General features: G+C 61.1%; 15 protein-coding genes. 11 read left to right on the forward strand and 4 right to left on the reverse strand.

The window, feature by feature from the left end:
* Window positions 1-9 precede the first annotated feature (9 nt).
* Together mmsB and AC1DPR_RS05650 are read left to right on the forward strand one after the other, a co-directional pair.
* Entirely contained in the window at window positions 10-894 is an 885-nt protein-coding gene (mmsB, locus tag AC1DPR_RS05645; protein ID WP_477815837.1) for a 3-hydroxyisobutyrate dehydrogenase, read from the forward strand.
* Between the two features lie 85 nt (window positions 895-979).
* Window positions 980-1,897 carry a DMT family transporter gene (locus tag AC1DPR_RS05650; protein ID WP_477815838.1) on the forward strand — a complete coding sequence of 306 codons (918 nt, stop codon included), beginning with the start codon at window positions 980-982 and terminating at the stop codon, window positions 1,895-1,897.
* An 18-nt stretch (window positions 1,898-1,915) separates the two neighbouring features.
* On the opposite strand, the gene hppD is transcribed toward AC1DPR_RS05650, so the two are convergent.
* A complete protein-coding gene (gene hppD, locus AC1DPR_RS05655) occupies window positions 1,916-3,025 on the reverse strand; it encodes a 4-hydroxyphenylpyruvate dioxygenase (RefSeq protein ID WP_018855471.1) in 1,110 nt (369 codons plus the stop codon).
* Window positions 3,026-3,153: 128 nt separating this feature from the next.
* Here hppD and AC1DPR_RS05660 point away from each other — a divergent pair, with 128 nt between their 5' ends.
* On the forward strand, window positions 3,154-3,627 hold the full coding sequence (locus tag AC1DPR_RS05660; RefSeq protein WP_025658357.1) for an Lrp/AsnC family transcriptional regulator: 474 nt from the start codon (window positions 3,154-3,156) through the stop codon (window positions 3,625-3,627).
* Window positions 3,628-3,629: 2 nt separating this feature from the next.
* Here AC1DPR_RS05660 and AC1DPR_RS05665 read toward each other — a convergent pair whose 3' ends face one another.
* On the reverse strand, window positions 3,630-4,082 hold the full coding sequence (locus AC1DPR_RS05665; RefSeq protein ID WP_018855473.1) for a MarR family winged helix-turn-helix transcriptional regulator: 453 nt from the start codon (window positions 4,080-4,082) through the stop codon (window positions 3,630-3,632).
* A 68-nt stretch (window positions 4,083-4,150) separates the two neighbouring features.
* On the opposite strand from AC1DPR_RS05665, the gene hmgA reads away from it, so the two are divergent.
* The 4 genes from hmgA to AC1DPR_RS05685 all read left to right on the forward strand — a co-directional run bounded on the left by hmgA (window position 4,151) and on the right by AC1DPR_RS05685 (window position 9,409).
* The gene (gene hmgA / locus AC1DPR_RS05670; protein ID WP_477815839.1) at window positions 4,151-5,509 is read left to right on the forward strand and encodes a homogentisate 1,2-dioxygenase; all 1,359 of its coding nucleotides are present in this window, start codon (window positions 4,151-4,153) and stop codon (window positions 5,507-5,509) included.
* A gap of 20 nt (window positions 5,510-5,529) precedes the next feature.
* Window positions 5,530-6,555 carry a fumarylacetoacetate hydrolase family protein gene (locus AC1DPR_RS05675; protein WP_477815840.1) on the forward strand — a complete coding sequence of 342 codons (1,026 nt, stop codon included), beginning with the start codon at window positions 5,530-5,532 and terminating at the stop codon, window positions 6,553-6,555.
* The gene (maiA, locus tag AC1DPR_RS05680) at window positions 6,552-7,190 is read left to right on the forward strand and encodes a maleylacetoacetate isomerase (protein ID WP_477815841.1); all 639 of its coding nucleotides are present in this window, start codon (window positions 6,552-6,554) and stop codon (window positions 7,188-7,190) included. Before AC1DPR_RS05675 ends, maiA begins: the two co-directional genes overlap by 4 nt.
* 197 nt (window positions 7,191-7,387) lie before the next feature.
* Window positions 7,388-9,409 carry a beta-N-acetylhexosaminidase gene (locus AC1DPR_RS05685; RefSeq protein WP_477816020.1) on the forward strand — a complete coding sequence of 674 codons (2,022 nt, stop codon included), beginning with the start codon at window positions 7,388-7,390 and terminating at the stop codon, window positions 9,407-9,409.
* Between the two features lie 5 nt (window positions 9,410-9,414).
* Here AC1DPR_RS05685 and AC1DPR_RS05690 read toward each other — a convergent pair whose 3' ends face one another.
* Window positions 9,415-10,611 carry an ROK family transcriptional regulator gene (locus AC1DPR_RS05690; protein ID WP_477815842.1) on the reverse strand — a complete coding sequence of 399 codons (1,197 nt, stop codon included), beginning with the start codon at window positions 10,609-10,611 and terminating at the stop codon, window positions 9,415-9,417.
* A gap of 265 nt (window positions 10,612-10,876) precedes the next feature.
* On the opposite strand from AC1DPR_RS05690, the gene AC1DPR_RS05695 reads away from it, so the two are divergent.
* The 3 genes from AC1DPR_RS05695 to AC1DPR_RS05705 are packed head-to-tail and all read left to right on the forward strand — an operon-like array spanning window position 10,877 to window position 14,104.
* Window positions 10,877-12,052 (forward strand): Gfo/Idh/MocA family protein, encoded by a 1,176-nt coding sequence (locus AC1DPR_RS05695; protein ID WP_477815843.1) that lies wholly within the window; start codon window positions 10,877-10,879, stop codon window positions 12,050-12,052.
* A gap of 5 nt (window positions 12,053-12,057) precedes the next feature.
* Window positions 12,058-13,230 (forward strand): dihydrodipicolinate synthase family protein, encoded by a 1,173-nt coding sequence (locus AC1DPR_RS05700; RefSeq protein ID WP_477815844.1) that lies wholly within the window; start codon window positions 12,058-12,060, stop codon window positions 13,228-13,230.
* Window positions 13,231-13,279: 49 nt separating this feature from the next.
* Entirely contained in the window at window positions 13,280-14,104 is an 825-nt protein-coding gene (locus tag AC1DPR_RS05705; protein ID WP_018855481.1) for a sugar phosphate isomerase/epimerase family protein, read from the forward strand.
* 88 nt (window positions 14,105-14,192) lie between these two features.
* Here AC1DPR_RS05705 and AC1DPR_RS05710 read toward each other — a convergent pair whose 3' ends face one another.
* Window positions 14,193-14,450, reverse strand: a complete 258-nt coding sequence (locus AC1DPR_RS05710; RefSeq protein ID WP_477815845.1) for a hypothetical protein — start codon at window positions 14,448-14,450, stop codon at window positions 14,193-14,195.
* Between the two features lie 1,594 nt (window positions 14,451-16,044).
* Between AC1DPR_RS05710 and AC1DPR_RS05715 the strand changes: the two genes are divergently transcribed.
* Window positions 16,045-16,710 (forward strand): GntR family transcriptional regulator, encoded by a 666-nt coding sequence (locus tag AC1DPR_RS05715; RefSeq protein ID WP_025658367.1) that lies wholly within the window; start codon window positions 16,045-16,047, stop codon window positions 16,708-16,710.
* The last annotated feature ends 170 nt before the right edge of the window (window positions 16,711-16,880 follow it).

The following is a 16,880-nucleotide window of genomic DNA, read 5'->3' on the forward strand; positions in this document are numbered from 1 at the left end:
GAGAACGGCATGGCACGGATTGCATTTATCGGGCTTGGCAACATGGGCGGGCCGATGGCCGCCAACCTCGTCAAGGCTGGCCATGACGTCACCGGTTTTGACCTCGCCGCCCCCGTCCTGCAGGCTGCGGAAGAGCACGGCGTGAAGGCGGCAGGCCATATCAGCCAGGCTGTTTCAAACGCCGAGATCGTCGTGACGATGCTGCCGCAGGGCAAGCATGTGCTCAGCGCCTGGACTGACATCCTTCGCTCCATCCCCGCCGGGACGCTTGTCATCGATAGTTCGACGATTGATGTCGACAGCGCCCGCAAGGCGCACGTAATGGCAAGCAATGCCGGTTGCCTTTCCCTCGATGCTCCTGTTTCCGGCGGCACCGGCGGGGCAGCTTCCGGCACACTGACCTTCATGGCCGGCGGATCGGACGAGGCGTTTGCGAAGGCAAAGCCGGTCCTCGAAGCCATGGGTAGGAAAATCGTCCATTGCGGGGACGCGGGCGCAGGGCAGGCAGCGAAGATCTGCAACAACATGATCCTTGGCATCTCGATGATCGGCGTCTGCGAAGCTTTCGCGCTTGGCGAAAAGCTCGGTCTTTCGCATCAGGCGCTGTTCGACGTCGCCTCGACCTCGTCGGGACAATGCTGGTCGATCAGCACCTATTGCCCTGTCCCGGGACCGGTTCCGACATCGCCCGCGAACAATGACTACAAGCCTGGTTTTGCGGCCGCACTGATGCTGAAGGACCTGCGCCTGTCGCAGGAGGCGGCACTGTCGACCGGCGCCTCGACGCCGCTCGGCGCCGAAGCTTCCCAGCTCTATGCGCTTTTTGAGAAGCAGGGGAATGGCGCGCGCGATTTCTCTGCAATCATCGAAATGCTGCGGGGCAAGACCGAATAGCCCTCTGCCGTGGCTTGACACTCCCGCTGATATGCGCGACGCCGCCGGCTGCCGCGATGCGGCGACCGGCAACAGGAATTCCGACATGCAACCGCAGCCTACCGCGACCGGCCTCAAGAACTTCGTGCTACTGGGCGTTGTTCTGATGCTTCTCGGGGACTTTCTCTTCGCACTCAATGACGCGATGGGCAAGTGGCTCGTGACGAGCTTCTCTGTCGGCCAGGTGTTGCTGATCCGCTCGTTCGGATGCTTCATCATCCTGGGACCCCTGATTGCCAGGCAGGGCCCAGCCCAACTGTTCAGGGTAGAGCAGAAGGGGCTGCAGTTTCTTCGCGTGCTCTTTGCAACACTCGATGTCGGCCTGTTTTACGCTGCCGTCGCCTACCTGCCGCTCGCTGACGTCATGACCTTCTACATGGCCGGACCTATCTATGTCGCCGCGCTGTCGCATTTCTTCCTCAACGAACGGATTGGCTGGCGCCGTTGGCTTGCGGTCTTCGTCGGCTTCTGCGGCGTGGTGATCGCGCTGCGTCCGTCCTCGGCGATGCTGTCGCTGCCCTCGCTTTTCGGCATTGTCGGCAGCCTGTCCTTTTCAATGGCCCTGGTGCTCAACCGATACCTCCGCAGCACCAGTGACACGACCCTTGTTACCTGGCAGATGGTCGCCGCACTCGTCGTCGGGGCGATACTTTCCATCGGCGCCTGGCAGCCAACAACCCCGGTCGAACTCACCGGCATGCTCGCCCTCGGCGTCGTTGCATCCTGTGCGCACCTTCTGATCACACGTTCGCTGAAGCTCGCCCCGGCATCCCTGCTGGCGCCGCTGCAATACAGCCTTCTGATCTGGGCGATTGCGCTCGGATATCTGTTCTTCGGCGACGTTCCGGATCTCTATGTGATCTCAGGTGGCACGATCATCGTCGTCGCCGGCCTGTTCATCTTCCATCGCAAGAACCTGCTGGAAACAGTGCCGCCGGAGGCTGTTGCCCCCGACGGCCACTAATTCACAAGTTCATTTCCGCTATGCGGCAGCGGGCTTGATGACACCGCGGCGTATCTGGTCGGCTTCGATCGATTCGAAAAGCGCCCGGAAGTTGCCTTCGCCGAAACCTTCGTCGCCCTTGCGCTGGATAAACTCGAAAAAGATCGGACCAATCACCGTCTTCGAGAAGATCTGCAGCAGGATCTTCGTCGTGCCGCCGTCGAGCACGCCTTCGCCGTCGATCAGGATGCCATGCCTGGCCATTCTTTCGATCGGCTCGTCATGTCCATGAACGCGCTCGCGTGACATATCGTAGTAGGTCTCCGGAGGACCCGGCATGAAGCGCAGGCCGTTTTCGGCAAGCTTGTCGGTCGCCTCGTAGATGGCGTCGGTTCCGACGGCAATGTGCTGGATGCCTTCGCCTCTGTACTTCTTCAGATACTCCTCGATCTGGCTGGTCTCGTCCTTCGATTCATTCAGAGGAATACGGATCTTGCCACAGGGAGAGGTGATTGCACGGCTCATCAACCCGGTGATCCGGCCGTCAATATTGAAGAAGTGGATCTGCTTGAAGTTGAAGAGTTCGCGATAGAAGTCCCACCACTTGTCCATGTTGCCGCGATAGACGTTATGGGTCAGGTGGTCGAGATAGAAGAAGCCGACGCCCTTGGGCCGGGGATCACGCTCGGCCAGCCAGTCGAACTCGAGATCATAAGCCGAGCCCTTTGCGCCGTAGCGCTCCACGAAGTAGAGAAGCGAGCCGCCAATGCCGACGATCGCTGGCACGTCGAGGGTCTTGTCCTTGCCCTCGTAGGGTGTCGCGCCCCTGGCAACGGCATGGTCGAAGGCATGCTTGGCATCGACGACACGCCACGCCATCGACGGCGCGCAGGGCCCATGATCCTCGACGAAGCGCATGGCATGGCTGCCCGGCTCGGCATTGACGATGTAGTTGATGTCGCCCTGACGCCAGACCGTGATGTTCCTGCTCTTGTGCCTGGCGACGGCGCGATATCCCATACGGTCGAACAGTTCCGCCAGCTTCTCGGGCGCTGGATGTGCGAATTCGACAAACTCGAACCCGTCCGTGCCGGCAGGATTGTCAACGGTGATCTGAGACGGCGGTGCGTCGTGCGGATAGGGGCCCATTTTTTCCTCCTCAGGCAGTAGCCAGTTGGATGCAAATTGTGGACCTGTTCTTGTGCAATGTGCTTGCATTGTGGTGGCTTATGACCAATTATCCGCACGGAATGTGCATAGGACGAGATAGTCGTACAATGTCTGAGCAGCTGGATGGTTTCGACCTGAAGATCCTCGCCGAACTTCAAAGAGACGGACGGTTGACCAATATCGAACTGTCCGAACGCATCAGCCTCTCGGCCTCCCAATGCTCGCGACGGCGAACGCGGTTGGAGGCAGAGGGCTTCATTCGCGGCTATCAGGCAAATCTCGATCCGGACAGGCTGGGGCTCAATCTGCTGGTCGTCATCTCGGTCACGCTGGCAACCCATAATCGCGACAATGCCCGCCGCTTTCAGCAATTGGTCAACGGCCTGCCAGAGGTCCTGGAGGCCTATGCGCTGACGGGCGAGATGGACTATCACCTGAAAGTCGCGACGCGCGGCCTGTCGGGCCTTTCGCGGTTCGTCAACGACGTTCTGTTGCCGCACGAATCCGTCCAGCACGTGAAAACCTCGATCGTGCTCAACACGTTGAAGCACTTCGAAGGCTACCCGCTCAGCGGCTCATAGATTCATTTCGATTTGCGCCGCAGTCCTGCGGAAGCCTCGATCGCCGAAAGCGCGAGGTCGAGGTGGCGGATCGCCTCTTCGCCAAGCTTCAGGCACACCGTCTCCTGGTACTTGTGCGCAAGGACTGTGATCCTGCGGTAGTATTCGCGCCCGAGCGCCGTGAGTTCGATCTCTTCGAAACGTCTGTCTGTATAGCTCGGAATTCTCTTCAGCCAATGGCGCTGCTCAAGCGCATGGACGGCCCGGCTCACCTTGGTCTTGTGCATGTGTGAATGGGCGCCGATGTCCTTTGCCGTCATCACGCCGACACTGCCGAGTGCGGCGAGCGTGCGCCATTCGGGCCGGGTCAGATCGAACTCCTGCTTGTACTGGCGCGCGAATGACAGGCTGATGAGTTCCGACGCCCGATTGAGCCGGTAGGGAATGAAGCCGTCGAGCTCAAATCCACTCTCCATGGCTGCTCCTTGATAGTTACAAAATCGACGGTTACGTTTGTAACTATATAGATGGAGGAGACGCAAGCATGGACACCACCGAAGCACCAGGTTCCCGTGCGCGGGCGGGGACCAGCAAGCTGGCCTATATGCCGGGGTTCGGCAACGACTTCGAGACGGAGGCGCTGCCAGGGGCATTGCCGCAGGGCCAGAACAGCCCGCAAAAATGCAGCTATGGCCTTTATGCCGAGCAGCTGTCCGGCTCGCCATTCACGGCTCCGAGAGGAACGAACGAGCGTTCCTGGCTCTATCGCATCAGGCCAAGCGTTCGCCACACGCGCCGCTTCGCCAATGCGAGCTACCCCTTCTGGAAATCGGCGCCATGTCTCGACGATCACTCCCTGCCACTTGGTCAATTGCGCTGGGACCCCATCCCGGCTCCAATGGTAAGCGCCGACTTCCTTGCCGGAATCCGCACGATGACGGCAGCCGGCGACGTCATGACCCAGGTCGGGATGGCCGCGCATGCCTATGCCTTCAATGCGGACATGGTGGATGACTATTTCTTCAATGCCGACGGGGAACTGCTCATTGTTCCGCAACTTGGCGCCGTCAGCGTCTTCACCGAGATGGGCGTCATGGAGATCGAACCGGCGGAAATCTGCCTCATCCCCCGTGGGATGATGTTCAAGGTTTCACGTCTCGGCGACGGGCCCGAGTGGCGCGGCTACATCTGCGAAAACTACGGAGCGAAGTTCACCATGCCGGATCGTGGACCGATCGGCGCCAACTGCCTGGCGAACGCCCGCGACTTCAAGACGCCGGTCGCCGCCTTCGAGGACAAGGAGACAGCGTGCCGCGTGCATGTGAAATGGTGCGGCAAGTTCTATGTGACCGAGATCGATCACTCGCCGCTCGACGTCGTCGCCTGGCACGGAAACTACATCCCGTTCAAATATGACCTGAGGACTTTCTCCCCGGTCGGGGCCATTCTCTTCGATCACCCGGACCCGTCGATTTTCACGGTCCTGACAGCGCCGAGTGGCGAAGAAGGGACGGCAAATGTCGACTTCGTGATCTTTCCGCCCCGCTGGCTCGTTGCCGAGCACACGTTCCGACCGCCGTGGTATCACCGCAACATCATGAGCGAGTTCATGGGGCTGATCCATGGACAATACGACGCCAAGGAAAAGGGCTTCGTCCCAGGCGGGATGAGCCTGCACAACATGATGCTGCCACATGGGCCGGATGCCTCCGGCTTTGAAAAAGCGTCCAACTCCGAGCTGAAACCGGTCAAGCTCGATCACACGATGGCGTTCATGTTCGAGACGCGCTTCCCGCAGCAGCTGACAAGATACGCCGCAGAACTGGAGACGCTGCAGGATGACTATATTGATTGCTGGGACGGTCTGGAGCGCCGTTTCGATGGGACGCCTGGCATCAAGTAGGCTCGAACGCGGAGGATCACATGAAACTTGCCACGCTCAAAGACGGTTCGCGCGACGGCCGGCTGATCGTCGTCACCCGTGACCTGACGCAGTTTGCCGATGCGGGCGAGGTCGCCCGCACCCTGCAGGCAGCGCTGGACGACTGGCCGGCAACCGCGCCAAAACTTACCCGCCTCGCCGAAAGCCTCGAAGCCGGCTCAGTGCCATCCGAGCCCTTTGATCCGCGCCATGTGCATTCCCCACTGCCACGCGCCTACCAGTGGGCGGACGGATCGGCCTACGTCAACCATGTCGAGCTGGTGCGAAGGGCCCGGAATGCCGCCATGCCGACGACATTCTGGACCGATCCCCTGATGTACCAGGGCGGCTCCGACAACTTTCTCGCCCCTTGCGACCCGATCCTTGCCGCCGATGAACGCTTCGGCATCGATATGGAAGGCGAGGTTGCCGTTATCGTCGATGACGTTGCGATGGGCGCAACGTCTCGGCAGGCACATGAAGCAATCCGGCTCGTGATGCTCGTGAACGACGTGTCGCTGCGCGGTCTCATTCCCGATGAGCTCGCCAAGGGATTCGGCTTCTTCCAGTCGAAACCCTCGTCGTCTTTCTCGCCCGTCGCCGTCACAGTGGACGAACTCGGCGACGCCTGGAAGGACGGCAGGGTCCATCTTCCATTGCTCGTCAGCTTGAACGGCATTCCGTTTGGCCGCGCCAACGCCGGCAGAGACATGACGTTCGACTTCGGACAGCTCGTTTCGCACGCGGCGAAAACACGACCGCTGGCGGCAGGCTCGATCATCGGTTCGGGCACGGTTTCCAACAAGCGTGACGGCGGCCCCGGCAAGCCGATCGTTGAGGGCGGAGACGGCTATTCCTGCATCGCCGAGATCAGAATGATCGAGACCATTGAGCACGGAGGCCCCAAAACGCCCTACCTGCACTTCGGCGACAGGGTTCGCATCGAGATGAAGGACAAGCACGGTGCATCGATTTTTGGCGCGATCGAGCAGACCGTACGACGCTACGCCGGGGACGAGCGGCAATGACCGGGATCGTGCTTTACGACTACTGGCGCTCCTCGGCCAGCTACCGGGTCCGCATCGCGCTTCATGTGCTGGGGCTTGCCTTCGAGACCGTCCCGATCGACCTGCTTGCCTTGGCGCACAAGGATCCTGACTACCTGAAAATCAATCCCCAGGGTCTGGTCCCCACCTTGCGCATCGGCGGACGCACGCTCACCCAATCCCTGGCCATCATCGAATACCTTTCCGAGACCTATCCCGAAAGCGGGTTCCTGCCCGATACCGCCGTGGGGCGGCAGCGGGTGAGGGCGCTGTCTTACGCCGTTGCCATGGACATTCATCCGATCTGCAACCTCAATGTCGTCTCGCACGTCGCTCACCTGACTGGCGAGGAGGGCGCCCGAGCCGAGTGGATGACCAGGTTCATCGGCAGCGGACTGCACGCGGTGGAACAGATGCTCGATGAGCCGACGACCGGTCGCTACACATTTGGAGACACACTGACGATGGCCGATTTCTGCCTGGTGCCGCAGGTCTACAACGCCCGTCGCTGGGGTATCGAAATGTCGGCGTTTCCTCGCGTCGCACGCATTGTCGACGCGTGCAACGCACTGCCGGCATTCAAGGCTGCCCATCCGGACGCGGCAAAGCCGATCTAACCGATATCACGACATTACTCACCGCAAGTTGTATCTCCCACTTGCAGCGGGGTAACGACCCCTTCGTGGCGCCTGGCACACGGGCCGTTGCCGGGCCCGCAATAATTCCTTCTTCCGATTGACGATCGCCAACGCAAGCTGATTAAATCAAATTGATTGATCAAATCGGAACAACACAGTCCCTAACCTATCAAGAGATGATGATGTCGATACAGCGCCAACCCGCCCTGCGGCTCGAAACCTCATGGCTGCCCGCTTCGGAAGAACGAGACCAGGCCTACACGCTCAACCTCAAGAACCTTTCATCGAATTCCCTTGCCAACTTCACCCTCTGCATCAGCGGTCCGGGACGGGTGGATCCGGCTGTTCACATCGAGGGTGGCACGATCGGCCGCCGGCTATCAAATTTCACCGAATTTCTTCCGCCCGAGAATTTCGAGCTTGAGGCGGGCAAGACCTGGACGCTGACCATCTCCGCTCTCAGCTGGCCGTTCCAGCATTGGACGGATGGGGCAACCGGCGCCTATGTGGCGTTCGCCGACGGCGGCACGCTTGCACTTTCTGTCGAGCCGACCCGCTCGCTTGCCAACAATGCCCCATTGAAGCGTGGCGCAGAAATCTATCCCGTGCCGGTCAGTCCGCCTGTGCCTGTCGCGATCGTCCCGTGGCCTGACGTGGTGTCGGTATCCGGCAAGCGCTCGGTTCCTACCGGCTTTGCGCTCAACGCCGGCAATCCCCCGGCCATTGCGGCGGCAGCTGCCTTTACCGGCCTCGTCGAACAGCTCTTTGCGGTCGAAGGGATCGTTCGTCCTGCCTCGGAAGGCGGAATGCCCGTGATGCTTGACGTCGTCGAGGGCCTGGCGCCAGAAGCCTATCGCGTGTCCTTCTCGAGCGAGATCGTACACATTTCCGCCGGCACACAGACCGGCCTGCTCTATGGCCTGATCACGCTTGGCCAGGTCTGGCGTGGTGCGCACCTTTATCCGCACGCCTTCCGTTTTCCGGTCGAAGGCGAGATCCGCGACGAGCCATCCATGGGATGGCGCGGCCTTCATCTCGATGTTGCCCGTCAGTTCTACGGCAAGGCTGAAATCAAGAAGCTGCTCAGCATTCTCGCCTGGAACAAGGTCAACCGCTTCCATTGGCACCTCTCGGACGACGAGGCCTGGCGGATCGAGATCGACGCCTATCCTGCCCTGACCGAAGTCGGCGCCTGGCGGGGACATGGCCTTCCCATTCCGCCGCTTCTCGGCTCTGGCGCGGCCCGCACCGGCGGTTACTACACCAAGGCGGCGGTACGCGAGATTGTCGCGCACGCCAAGGAGCTCGGCATCGAGGTCGTGCCGGAGATCGATGTCCCTGGACATTGCTATGCCATGCAACAGGCAATCCCGGAACTTCGCGACCCGCAAGAAGCCGGGAGCTACCATTCGGTTCAGGGCTTCCCCGACAACTGCCTGAACCCGGCACGGGAGAAGACCTACGAGGTTCTGGAGACGATCTTCCGCGAATTGATCGAGCTCTTTCCCTTCAAGACGATCCATATCGGCGCCGATGAAGTGCCCCTCGGCGCCTGGTCGGGTTCGCCGGAGGCCTTGGCGCGTCTGCGCGAGATTGGCGGAGATGCAGTGGCTAAAGCACATGCCAAGCGGCTCAACGTCATCACCAATACTCACGGCGCCGATGACATAGACGGATCGGGAGCCGCGGTTCTGCAGTCGATTTTCCTCGCCCGGATCCAGAAGTTCCTCGCCGAGCAGGGCTGCATCACCGGCGGCTGGGAAGAGGCAGCGCATGGCAATGTCATCGACAAGGCAAAGAGCTATCTCTGCGGCTGGCGCAGTGTCGAAGTTTCGGCGGCGCTGGCCGGTCAGGGCTACGAAATGGTCGTCTGCCCTGGGCAGGTCTACTATCTCGACATGGCAAACAGCCCCGATTGGGACGAGCCGGGCGCCAGCTGGGCCGGGTGGTCGGAGCCGGAGAAGCTCTACAATTTCGACCCGGTCGAAGGCTGGAGCGACGAACAGAAAAAGAAGCTGCGTGGCATCCAGGCCTGCATCTGGTCGGAGCCGATGACCGATCGCGCGGTCTTTGACCGCCTGGTGTTTCCGCGGATCTCGGCACTTGCCGAGAGCGCCTGGACGAAGCCCGCGGACAAGTCCTGGGAGCGCTTCAAGGCAGTCGCGGGATTGATGCCGGTCCTGTACGCCTATCCGTGAGCTTGTCAGCCCAGAGGTTTTTGAAGGACATCGAACTGCGGGTTCGTTTCCGAGAAGATCGGCAGTGCCGCGGCGCCCAGAAGCGCCGTGTCCCTGCCGGTCGCACCGATCATGATGCGCGGCAGGTTTCGTTCCTCCCCGGGATTGACCGGGCTATGCAACGGATCCAGCTTTCGAGCGAGGCACTGCAGCAGTGACGGGGGCATCGAACCGCCAAGCACGATCGTCTGCGGGTCGAAGGCCAATTCCAGAACATCGATTGTCTGACGCATGGGCTTCGCGGCAGCCTCTGCCCAGGCATCAATCCGACTGTCCCCTTGCGCGATCAAGGCGGCAAGAGTTTCAGGATCGTGCTGTCTGGGGTCGCCGATGTCGAGATATTCGTAGGCCGCGCCGAGCGAGACATAGCGGTCGAGGCAACCACGCTTGCCACACACGCAGGCCAGCCCATCCGGCACCACGATCATATGGCCGATTTCGCCAGCATTGTTGCGGCTTCCCTTGTAGAGATGGCCGTCGAGAAACATGCCGGCCCCTATACCCCCGCCGAGAAACAGATAGACAAAACTGCTCAAGCCCCGAGCGACGCCGTGGAGCCGCTCGCCGATCGCAGCAGAGGTGGCGTCGTTCTCGACGAGAACCGGGACGCCAACAAGTCGGGCGAGTTCCGGGGCCACCGGGAAGCCCTGCCAGCCGGGAAGCGTCACCGGGCTCAGCGATGTCACACCTTCGGCCGCATACCGCCCCGGCATTGCGATGCCGACACCCAGCAGGCGGGCGCGATCAAAGCGAAAGTTCCGTTGCAGTTCGTCAACGATACCGCCGAGGATCGGCATCGCCTCGGTCGGCGTCGGCCTGTCGACGGGCTTGTCGATCCTGGCACGGACACGTCCGGAAAGATCGGTCAGCACGCCAACCGCACGATCCCGCTCCAGCTCCAGGCCAATGGAGTAGGCACCGTCCGGATTGATCGAGTAGGGCGTGATCGGCTGTCCACGCGCCGCCTTTTTCGGGGCTTCGGCCTTCAGCAACTCGGACCGTTCGAGTTCTTCGACAATGTTCGATACCGTCTGCGTGCTGAGCGCCGTCAACCGGGAGAGGGCCGCCCGCGACAACGGTCCATTCGTCCGAACCGCTTCGATCACGACGCGTCGGTTGTGCGATTTTGCCTGTTCGAGATTGGTGCCTGAAATTGCCTTCATTGGCCTGACTTGCGAGCGTTCTAAACATCACCTTGCTTACCGCATAAGCGGTTCCGTCATTTATATCCAGCAGATTGCATCCCGGCGGTCGGACCCTCCGCGTGATTGTGCGCAGGCGTTGCAACGAGCAAGACCGAGCTTCAGGGACTTTGCGGGCGCTGGCGCCTGCGCCGTTTTCTGGTCGCCAGCAACGGGCCGGGTTGACAGCATGGGGAGCACATGGCACTTATGTAACTAAATAGTTATTTATGGGAGGAAGACGCAGATGGCGACGATTTCGCTTGGCATTATCATGCATGGGATCACCGGCCGCATGGGCTATAACCAGCATCTGGTGCGGTCCATTCTCGCAATCCGCGAGCAGGGGGGCCTTGAGCTTTCCAACGGCGACCGCCTGATGCCCGATCCGATCCTCGTCGGACGCAACGCCGACAAGATCGAGGCCATTGCCCGCAAGCACGGCCTGACGCGCACGACCACTGATCTCGACAGCGCCCTTGCGGATCCGAACAACAGGATCTTCTTTGACGCAGGCTCGACGCAAATGCGCGTCTCGCTGTTGAAAAAGGCAATCGAGGCCGGCAAGCATGTCTATTGCGAAAAGCCGATCTCGGAGACGCTCCAGGAGGCGCTTTCCGTTGCGACGCTTGCCGAACAGCGCGGCGTCAAAAATGGTGTCGTGCAGGACAAGCTCTACCTGCCGGGACTGCGCAAGATCGCCCTGCTCAAGGACAGCGGCTTCTTCGGCAAGATACTCTCGGTACGCGGCGAGTTCGGCTACTGGGTATTCGAGGGTGACTGGGGCGTGAAGGCTCAGCGTCCATCCTGGAATTATCGCGCGGCCGATGGTGGCGGCATGATCCTCGACATGCTGCCGCACTGGCGCTACGTGCTGGACAACCTCTTTGGCGAGGTCAAGGCCGTCAGCTGCTACGCGTCCACTCATATCCCGAGCCGCGTCGACGAGACCGGCAAGACCTACAGGGCAGATGCCGACGACGCAGCCTATTCGACTTTTGAACTCGAGGGCGGCATCGTCGCCCATATCAACTCCTCCTGGGCGGTTCGCGTGCGTCGTGACGACCTCGTGACCTTCCAGGTCGACGGAACACATGGTTCGGCCGTCTGCGGTCTGACCAAATGCTGGACGCAGCATCGGGTCAACACACCGAAGCCTGTCTGGAATCCCGATCAGCCGCAGACGATCGACTTCTACAGGACATGGGACGAGGTTCCGGAAACCCAGGTTTTCGACAACGGCTTCAAGGCGCAGTGGGAAGACTACCTGCGCTATGTCGTCGAAGACGCGCCGTGGAGGTTCACGCTGCGCGAGGGCGCCAAGGGTGTTCAGCTTGCGGAACTGGCGCACCAGAGCTGGAAGGAACGCCGCTGGGTGGATGTTCCCTCGCTCGCCGATACATCAGTCCGCAAGGTTGCCTGACGGCCATGGCAAAGTCACTTCGTCTTCCCGTCTCCGGCGGCACGCTGGAGGATTATGCCATCGCCAACGCACCGCTTGCCGCGCCGGAACGCCCGGCCGGCGGCCATGCCTTCAACCGTGTCGCCTACGCGGCCGCTCATGTGGTCGTCGATCCACTGGCGGACAACGATCCATGGCTCGACCGCAATATCGACTGGGAACGCACCGTTGCATTCCGCGAGTATCTTTGGGACCTCGGCCTCGGCGTTGCCGAGGCGATGGACACCGCCCAACGCGGCATGGGGCTCGACTGGGCTGGCGCCAAGGAACTCATCGCCAATGTCCAGTCGGCAGCGCGCAGGCGCCCGGATGCCCTCATCGCCTATGGCGCCGGCACCGACCATCTGCCAGCAGGTCCTGGCGTTAGCATCGATGATGTCATCCACGCTTATGAGGAGCAGGTCGCCTACATCGAAGAGCAGGGCGGCCGGATCATCCTCATGGCAAGCCGCGCGCTTGCGGCCGCCGCCAAGAGCCCCGAGGATTACGTGCGTGTCTATGATCGCATCTTGCGGCAGGTCCGGCAGCCGGTGATCATCCATTGGCTTGGCGATATGTTTGATCCTGCGCTCGCCGGCTATTGGGGTTCGCGTGATGATATGCAGGCCATGGAAACGGCCGTCGCCATCATCAATGACCACGCAACCAAGGTGGACGGCGTGAAGATCTCCCTCCTCTCCGCGGAGAAAGAGATCGTCATGCGTCGAAAGCTTGATCCGGCGGTCAAGATGTATACCGGCGATGACTTCAACTACGCGGAGCTTATCGCCGGCGACGAGAAAGGATACTCACACGCCCTGCTCGGCATTTTTGATGCCATCGCGCCTGCGGCCAGCGCTGCCCTGCAGAAGCTTGGCGCAGACGATCTCGCCGGTTTCCACGAGATCCTGGCGCCGACCGTGCCGCTTTCACGGCATATCTTCAAGGCACCGACGCGGTTCTACAAGACGGGCGTTGTCTTCCTGGCCTATCTCAATGGTTTCCAGAATCACTTCCAGATGCTGGGTGGCCAGCAAAGCACGCGCTCGATGGTGCATCTGGCGGAACTGTTCCGGCTTGCCGACGAGGCCCGCGTCCTGCGGGATCCGGATCTCGCGGTCAGCCGGATGAAGACGATCCTGGCGACTGCAGGCATCTGAAAATCACGGCATGCACTTCGCATCGCGAGGTGAGGGAGGAATATCAAAAATGGCAGTCAATGGCCTTTCCATCAACCTCGCGACGGTGCGAGAGCAGTACGACATGAAGCAGGCGGTCGAGGCCTGCCTCAAGCAGGATATTGTTGCAATCGCTCCCTGGCGTGATCAGGTGCATGCGATCGGCTTGTCGGAAGCTGCCCGGATCGTCGCCGACAACCAACTGCAGGTGACCGGGCTTTGCCGCGGGGGCATGTTCCCCGCCGCGGATGCTGCGGGGCGAGCTGCAGCAATCGACGACAACAAGAGGGCGATCGATGAGGCAGCTGCTCTCAACGCCGATTGCCTCGTTCTCGTCGTCGGCGGCCTGCCTGCGGGGTCCAGGGATATCGCCCACGCGCGCGATATGGTCGCAGACGGGATCGGCGCGATCCTTCCGCACGCACGCGCATCCGGCATACCACTTGCGATCGAACCGCTGCATCCGATGTATGCCGCCGACCGCGCCTGCGTGAACACACTTGAGCAGGCGCTCGATATTTGTGACCTACTCGGCAACGGCGTCGGTGTGGCCATCGACGTTTATCACGTCTGGTGGGACCCGAAACTCGAGCAGCAAATCACCCGAGCCGGGGCGTCGGGCCGGATCCTGGCACACCACATCTGCGACTGGCTGGTTCCGACAACGGACCTGTTGCTGGACCGCGGCATGATGGGAGACGGCGTGATCGATCTCAAGGGGATCCGACGCTCCATCGAGGCTGCCGGTTATCATGGAGCGCAGGAAGTCGAAATCTTTTCGGCAGCGAACTGGTGGAAACGACCGGGGGAAAAGGTGCTCTCCACCTGCGTCGATCGCTTCCGCAGCGTCTGCTGACACAGTCGTTGCGCCGCCGCTAAATCATTGATCAACCGCACATATTTTCGCTTACGGCAGCCACCGAGCTGTTTCGTTCCGCTATGTGCTATTTGCAGGGCGGGAAGCCGAAGGCGAAAGATGCTGCTGAAATTGCCTCAATGACGGCTGCGGCATCCAGAATATGTCCTTGCGCCGCTTCCTGCGAGCGGCGCAAATCCTGAAACCTGCCCATAGAATCTCGGACAAGACCGTGCTTTGTCAACAACAATCGCCCGATCATCCGGGAATTGTCATCAAGGCACACCAAACATGCCGCGGTGATTTTGAACTGATTCTGCATCTCATGCCGGTGGATCAGCGGCACGACAAATGATCTGACCCCACCGTTCCCCGCGGGGAACTCCGCAGGGTCGGGACCCTGCGAGCCTGGCAGCAACCCAATGGTCAGGGCCCCTCCTGACGCTGCTTCCTGACGATCTTCCGGCCAATGCGAGCGCAAGACAGACAGGCAGCGCCGAGAGACTTGGCAACTCCGGTCGAAAACCCCTTCATGTTCGGGTCAAGCCTTACGACGACGCCCAACGATTCCTTTCGAACTGATACTTTCCCTCGCGCCGGTGGATAGCGGCACGACAAGTCATCTCACCCATTGTTCCCCGCGGGGAACTCCCCTTGATCGGCACCTTGCGAGGCTGGCAGCAACCGATGGTCAGGGTATCGCTTCATGCTGCACCCCGCCGGTCTTCCTGGCCAATGCGAGCGCGATCCAGGCAGGCAGCTCCCAGCGCCTTGGCAAGTCCATTCGCAAATCCCTTCATGTCCGAGCCAAGACCTGCGACGAAGCCCAACGATTCCTTTCAGACTAATATTTCCCCTCGCGCCGGTGGATAGCGGCACAAGCCATCTGGCCCTTTGTTCCCCGCGGGGAACTCCGCTTGAACCGGGACCTTAGAAGGCTGGCAGCAACCGAGGGTCAGGGCACCTCCTGATGCCCCCCCCCGACGGACTTCCGGCCAATGCGACCGCGAGACAGGCAGGCAGCGCCGAGAGACTTGGCAAGTCCAGTAGTTGATCCCTTCATGTCCGAGCCAAGCCCTGCGACAAGGCTCAATAATCCTGCATGCACCAACCACCGTCACCGAAGACGCCGACCGCATTGTCGCTCACCACCTCGGCTCTTCCCGAAAAGCCCCCTCATGCTTGCCTGGCGCCCGAAGCCCTGTGGTAACGCCGCCGCCATCACGCCTGGCCCGCGCAGCCGCCAAGTGCGACGCCCGCACACAAGCGACAGCAGGTGCAACACCAACCACGCGCAAATCACAGTGCCGACATGACCACAAGGTCAGCCCGCCATGTCGCCACGTTTCAGATGACGCAGGCCCGCGCCGCTCATCGGCAAGAAAATCCCCGCAAACACAACGTTGAAGCCGCCATCATACGCACGAGCGCGCCATCTGGCGTGCCCAAGTCTTTATTTTCAGGGCGAAATGTTATCGCCGCCCGGCACGGCCCGCCGACGGAGCGTGGCCCCCCCGACTACAGGCAAAGGCCGCACATCTTGCGCCGGCGGCTGTTGCCGCCAACGACGAGGAAGCCTTCAACGCGTGTGCGCAACGGATTCTGGCGACAAAGCCCAACCGTGATACAGAGATCCGACAAGGAGCCCTTCGGCCGTCCCGCGCCTCCCTCCATCCAACACAATCATTGCCAGATGGCGTTGGACGAATAAGAGATTGTCCCGCTTCATGGCCCGACAACTTCTGCAGCGATGACCCCACCTTGGTGTCGAATGGACAAACAATCGGGGCCCGGCATTGCCGATCTTCGTGCCCGAACTTTGCAACCATTGCCGCATGGCGTCAAAACCGCCAGGAACCGCTGCAGGACCAACCTACAAATCCACAGCCGTCGGTGATACGCACCTCGACAGCATCGAGCGCAGGAACTATCTCTAAAATATGACTATTCATAACGACGACACGATAGCCGGCCGCATAAGTCGCGCGCTCGCGGAGCGCATCGTGACGGGCGCCTTGCCGCCCGGCTCGAAACTGAAGCAGGACCATATAGCCGAGGAATTCGGATCCTCGCACGTTCCCGTGCGCGAGGCCCTGCGCCGTTTGGAGGCGCAAGGCCTTGCCGTCAGCGAACCGCGCCGCGGCGTTCGTGTTGCCTCCTTCGATCTAAAGGAGGTGCAGGAGGTCGCGAAGATGCGCGCCGCCCTTGAGGGCCTTGCACTGCGCCACTCGGCAGAGCACCTGACGCCTTCGCGTCTCGACCAGGCCGAACAGGCAACGATCGACGGTGACAATGCGCGCGACGTTCGCACCTGGGAAGAGGCCAATCGCAGGTTTCACAAACTCATCCTCGAACCCTGCGAAATGCCGCGTCTGCTTTCTGCCATTGACGACCTGCATGCGGCGAGCGCTCGATTCTTGTTCGCCACCTGGCTCACCGACTGGGAACCGCGAATCGATACGGACCACCGCAGCATTCTCGCATTCCTTCGCGCCGGCAAGGTCGAGAATGCCGTGACCGCGCTGGAGCGGCATGTGCAATGGATCGGCGGCCCGTCGCGGCGAATGCAGCATGCCGCTCGCGAACGATTTGCAATCGTCGGCTAGCCTCCGTTCCCACTTGCTCCACGCGCATTTCCTGCTCAGCGGTGGCCTGCTCAGCGGTGGCCTGCGCTCCGAACTCGGGCAATAGCGACGCGCATCGGCCGAGCGAGCGCAATCCCTGTTGCGCGCTGGAATGCAGCCTGATTTGTGAGAGTGGCATCGAAAACGCGAAG

The organism is Rhizobium sp. 01T417, from assembly GCF_056398905.1.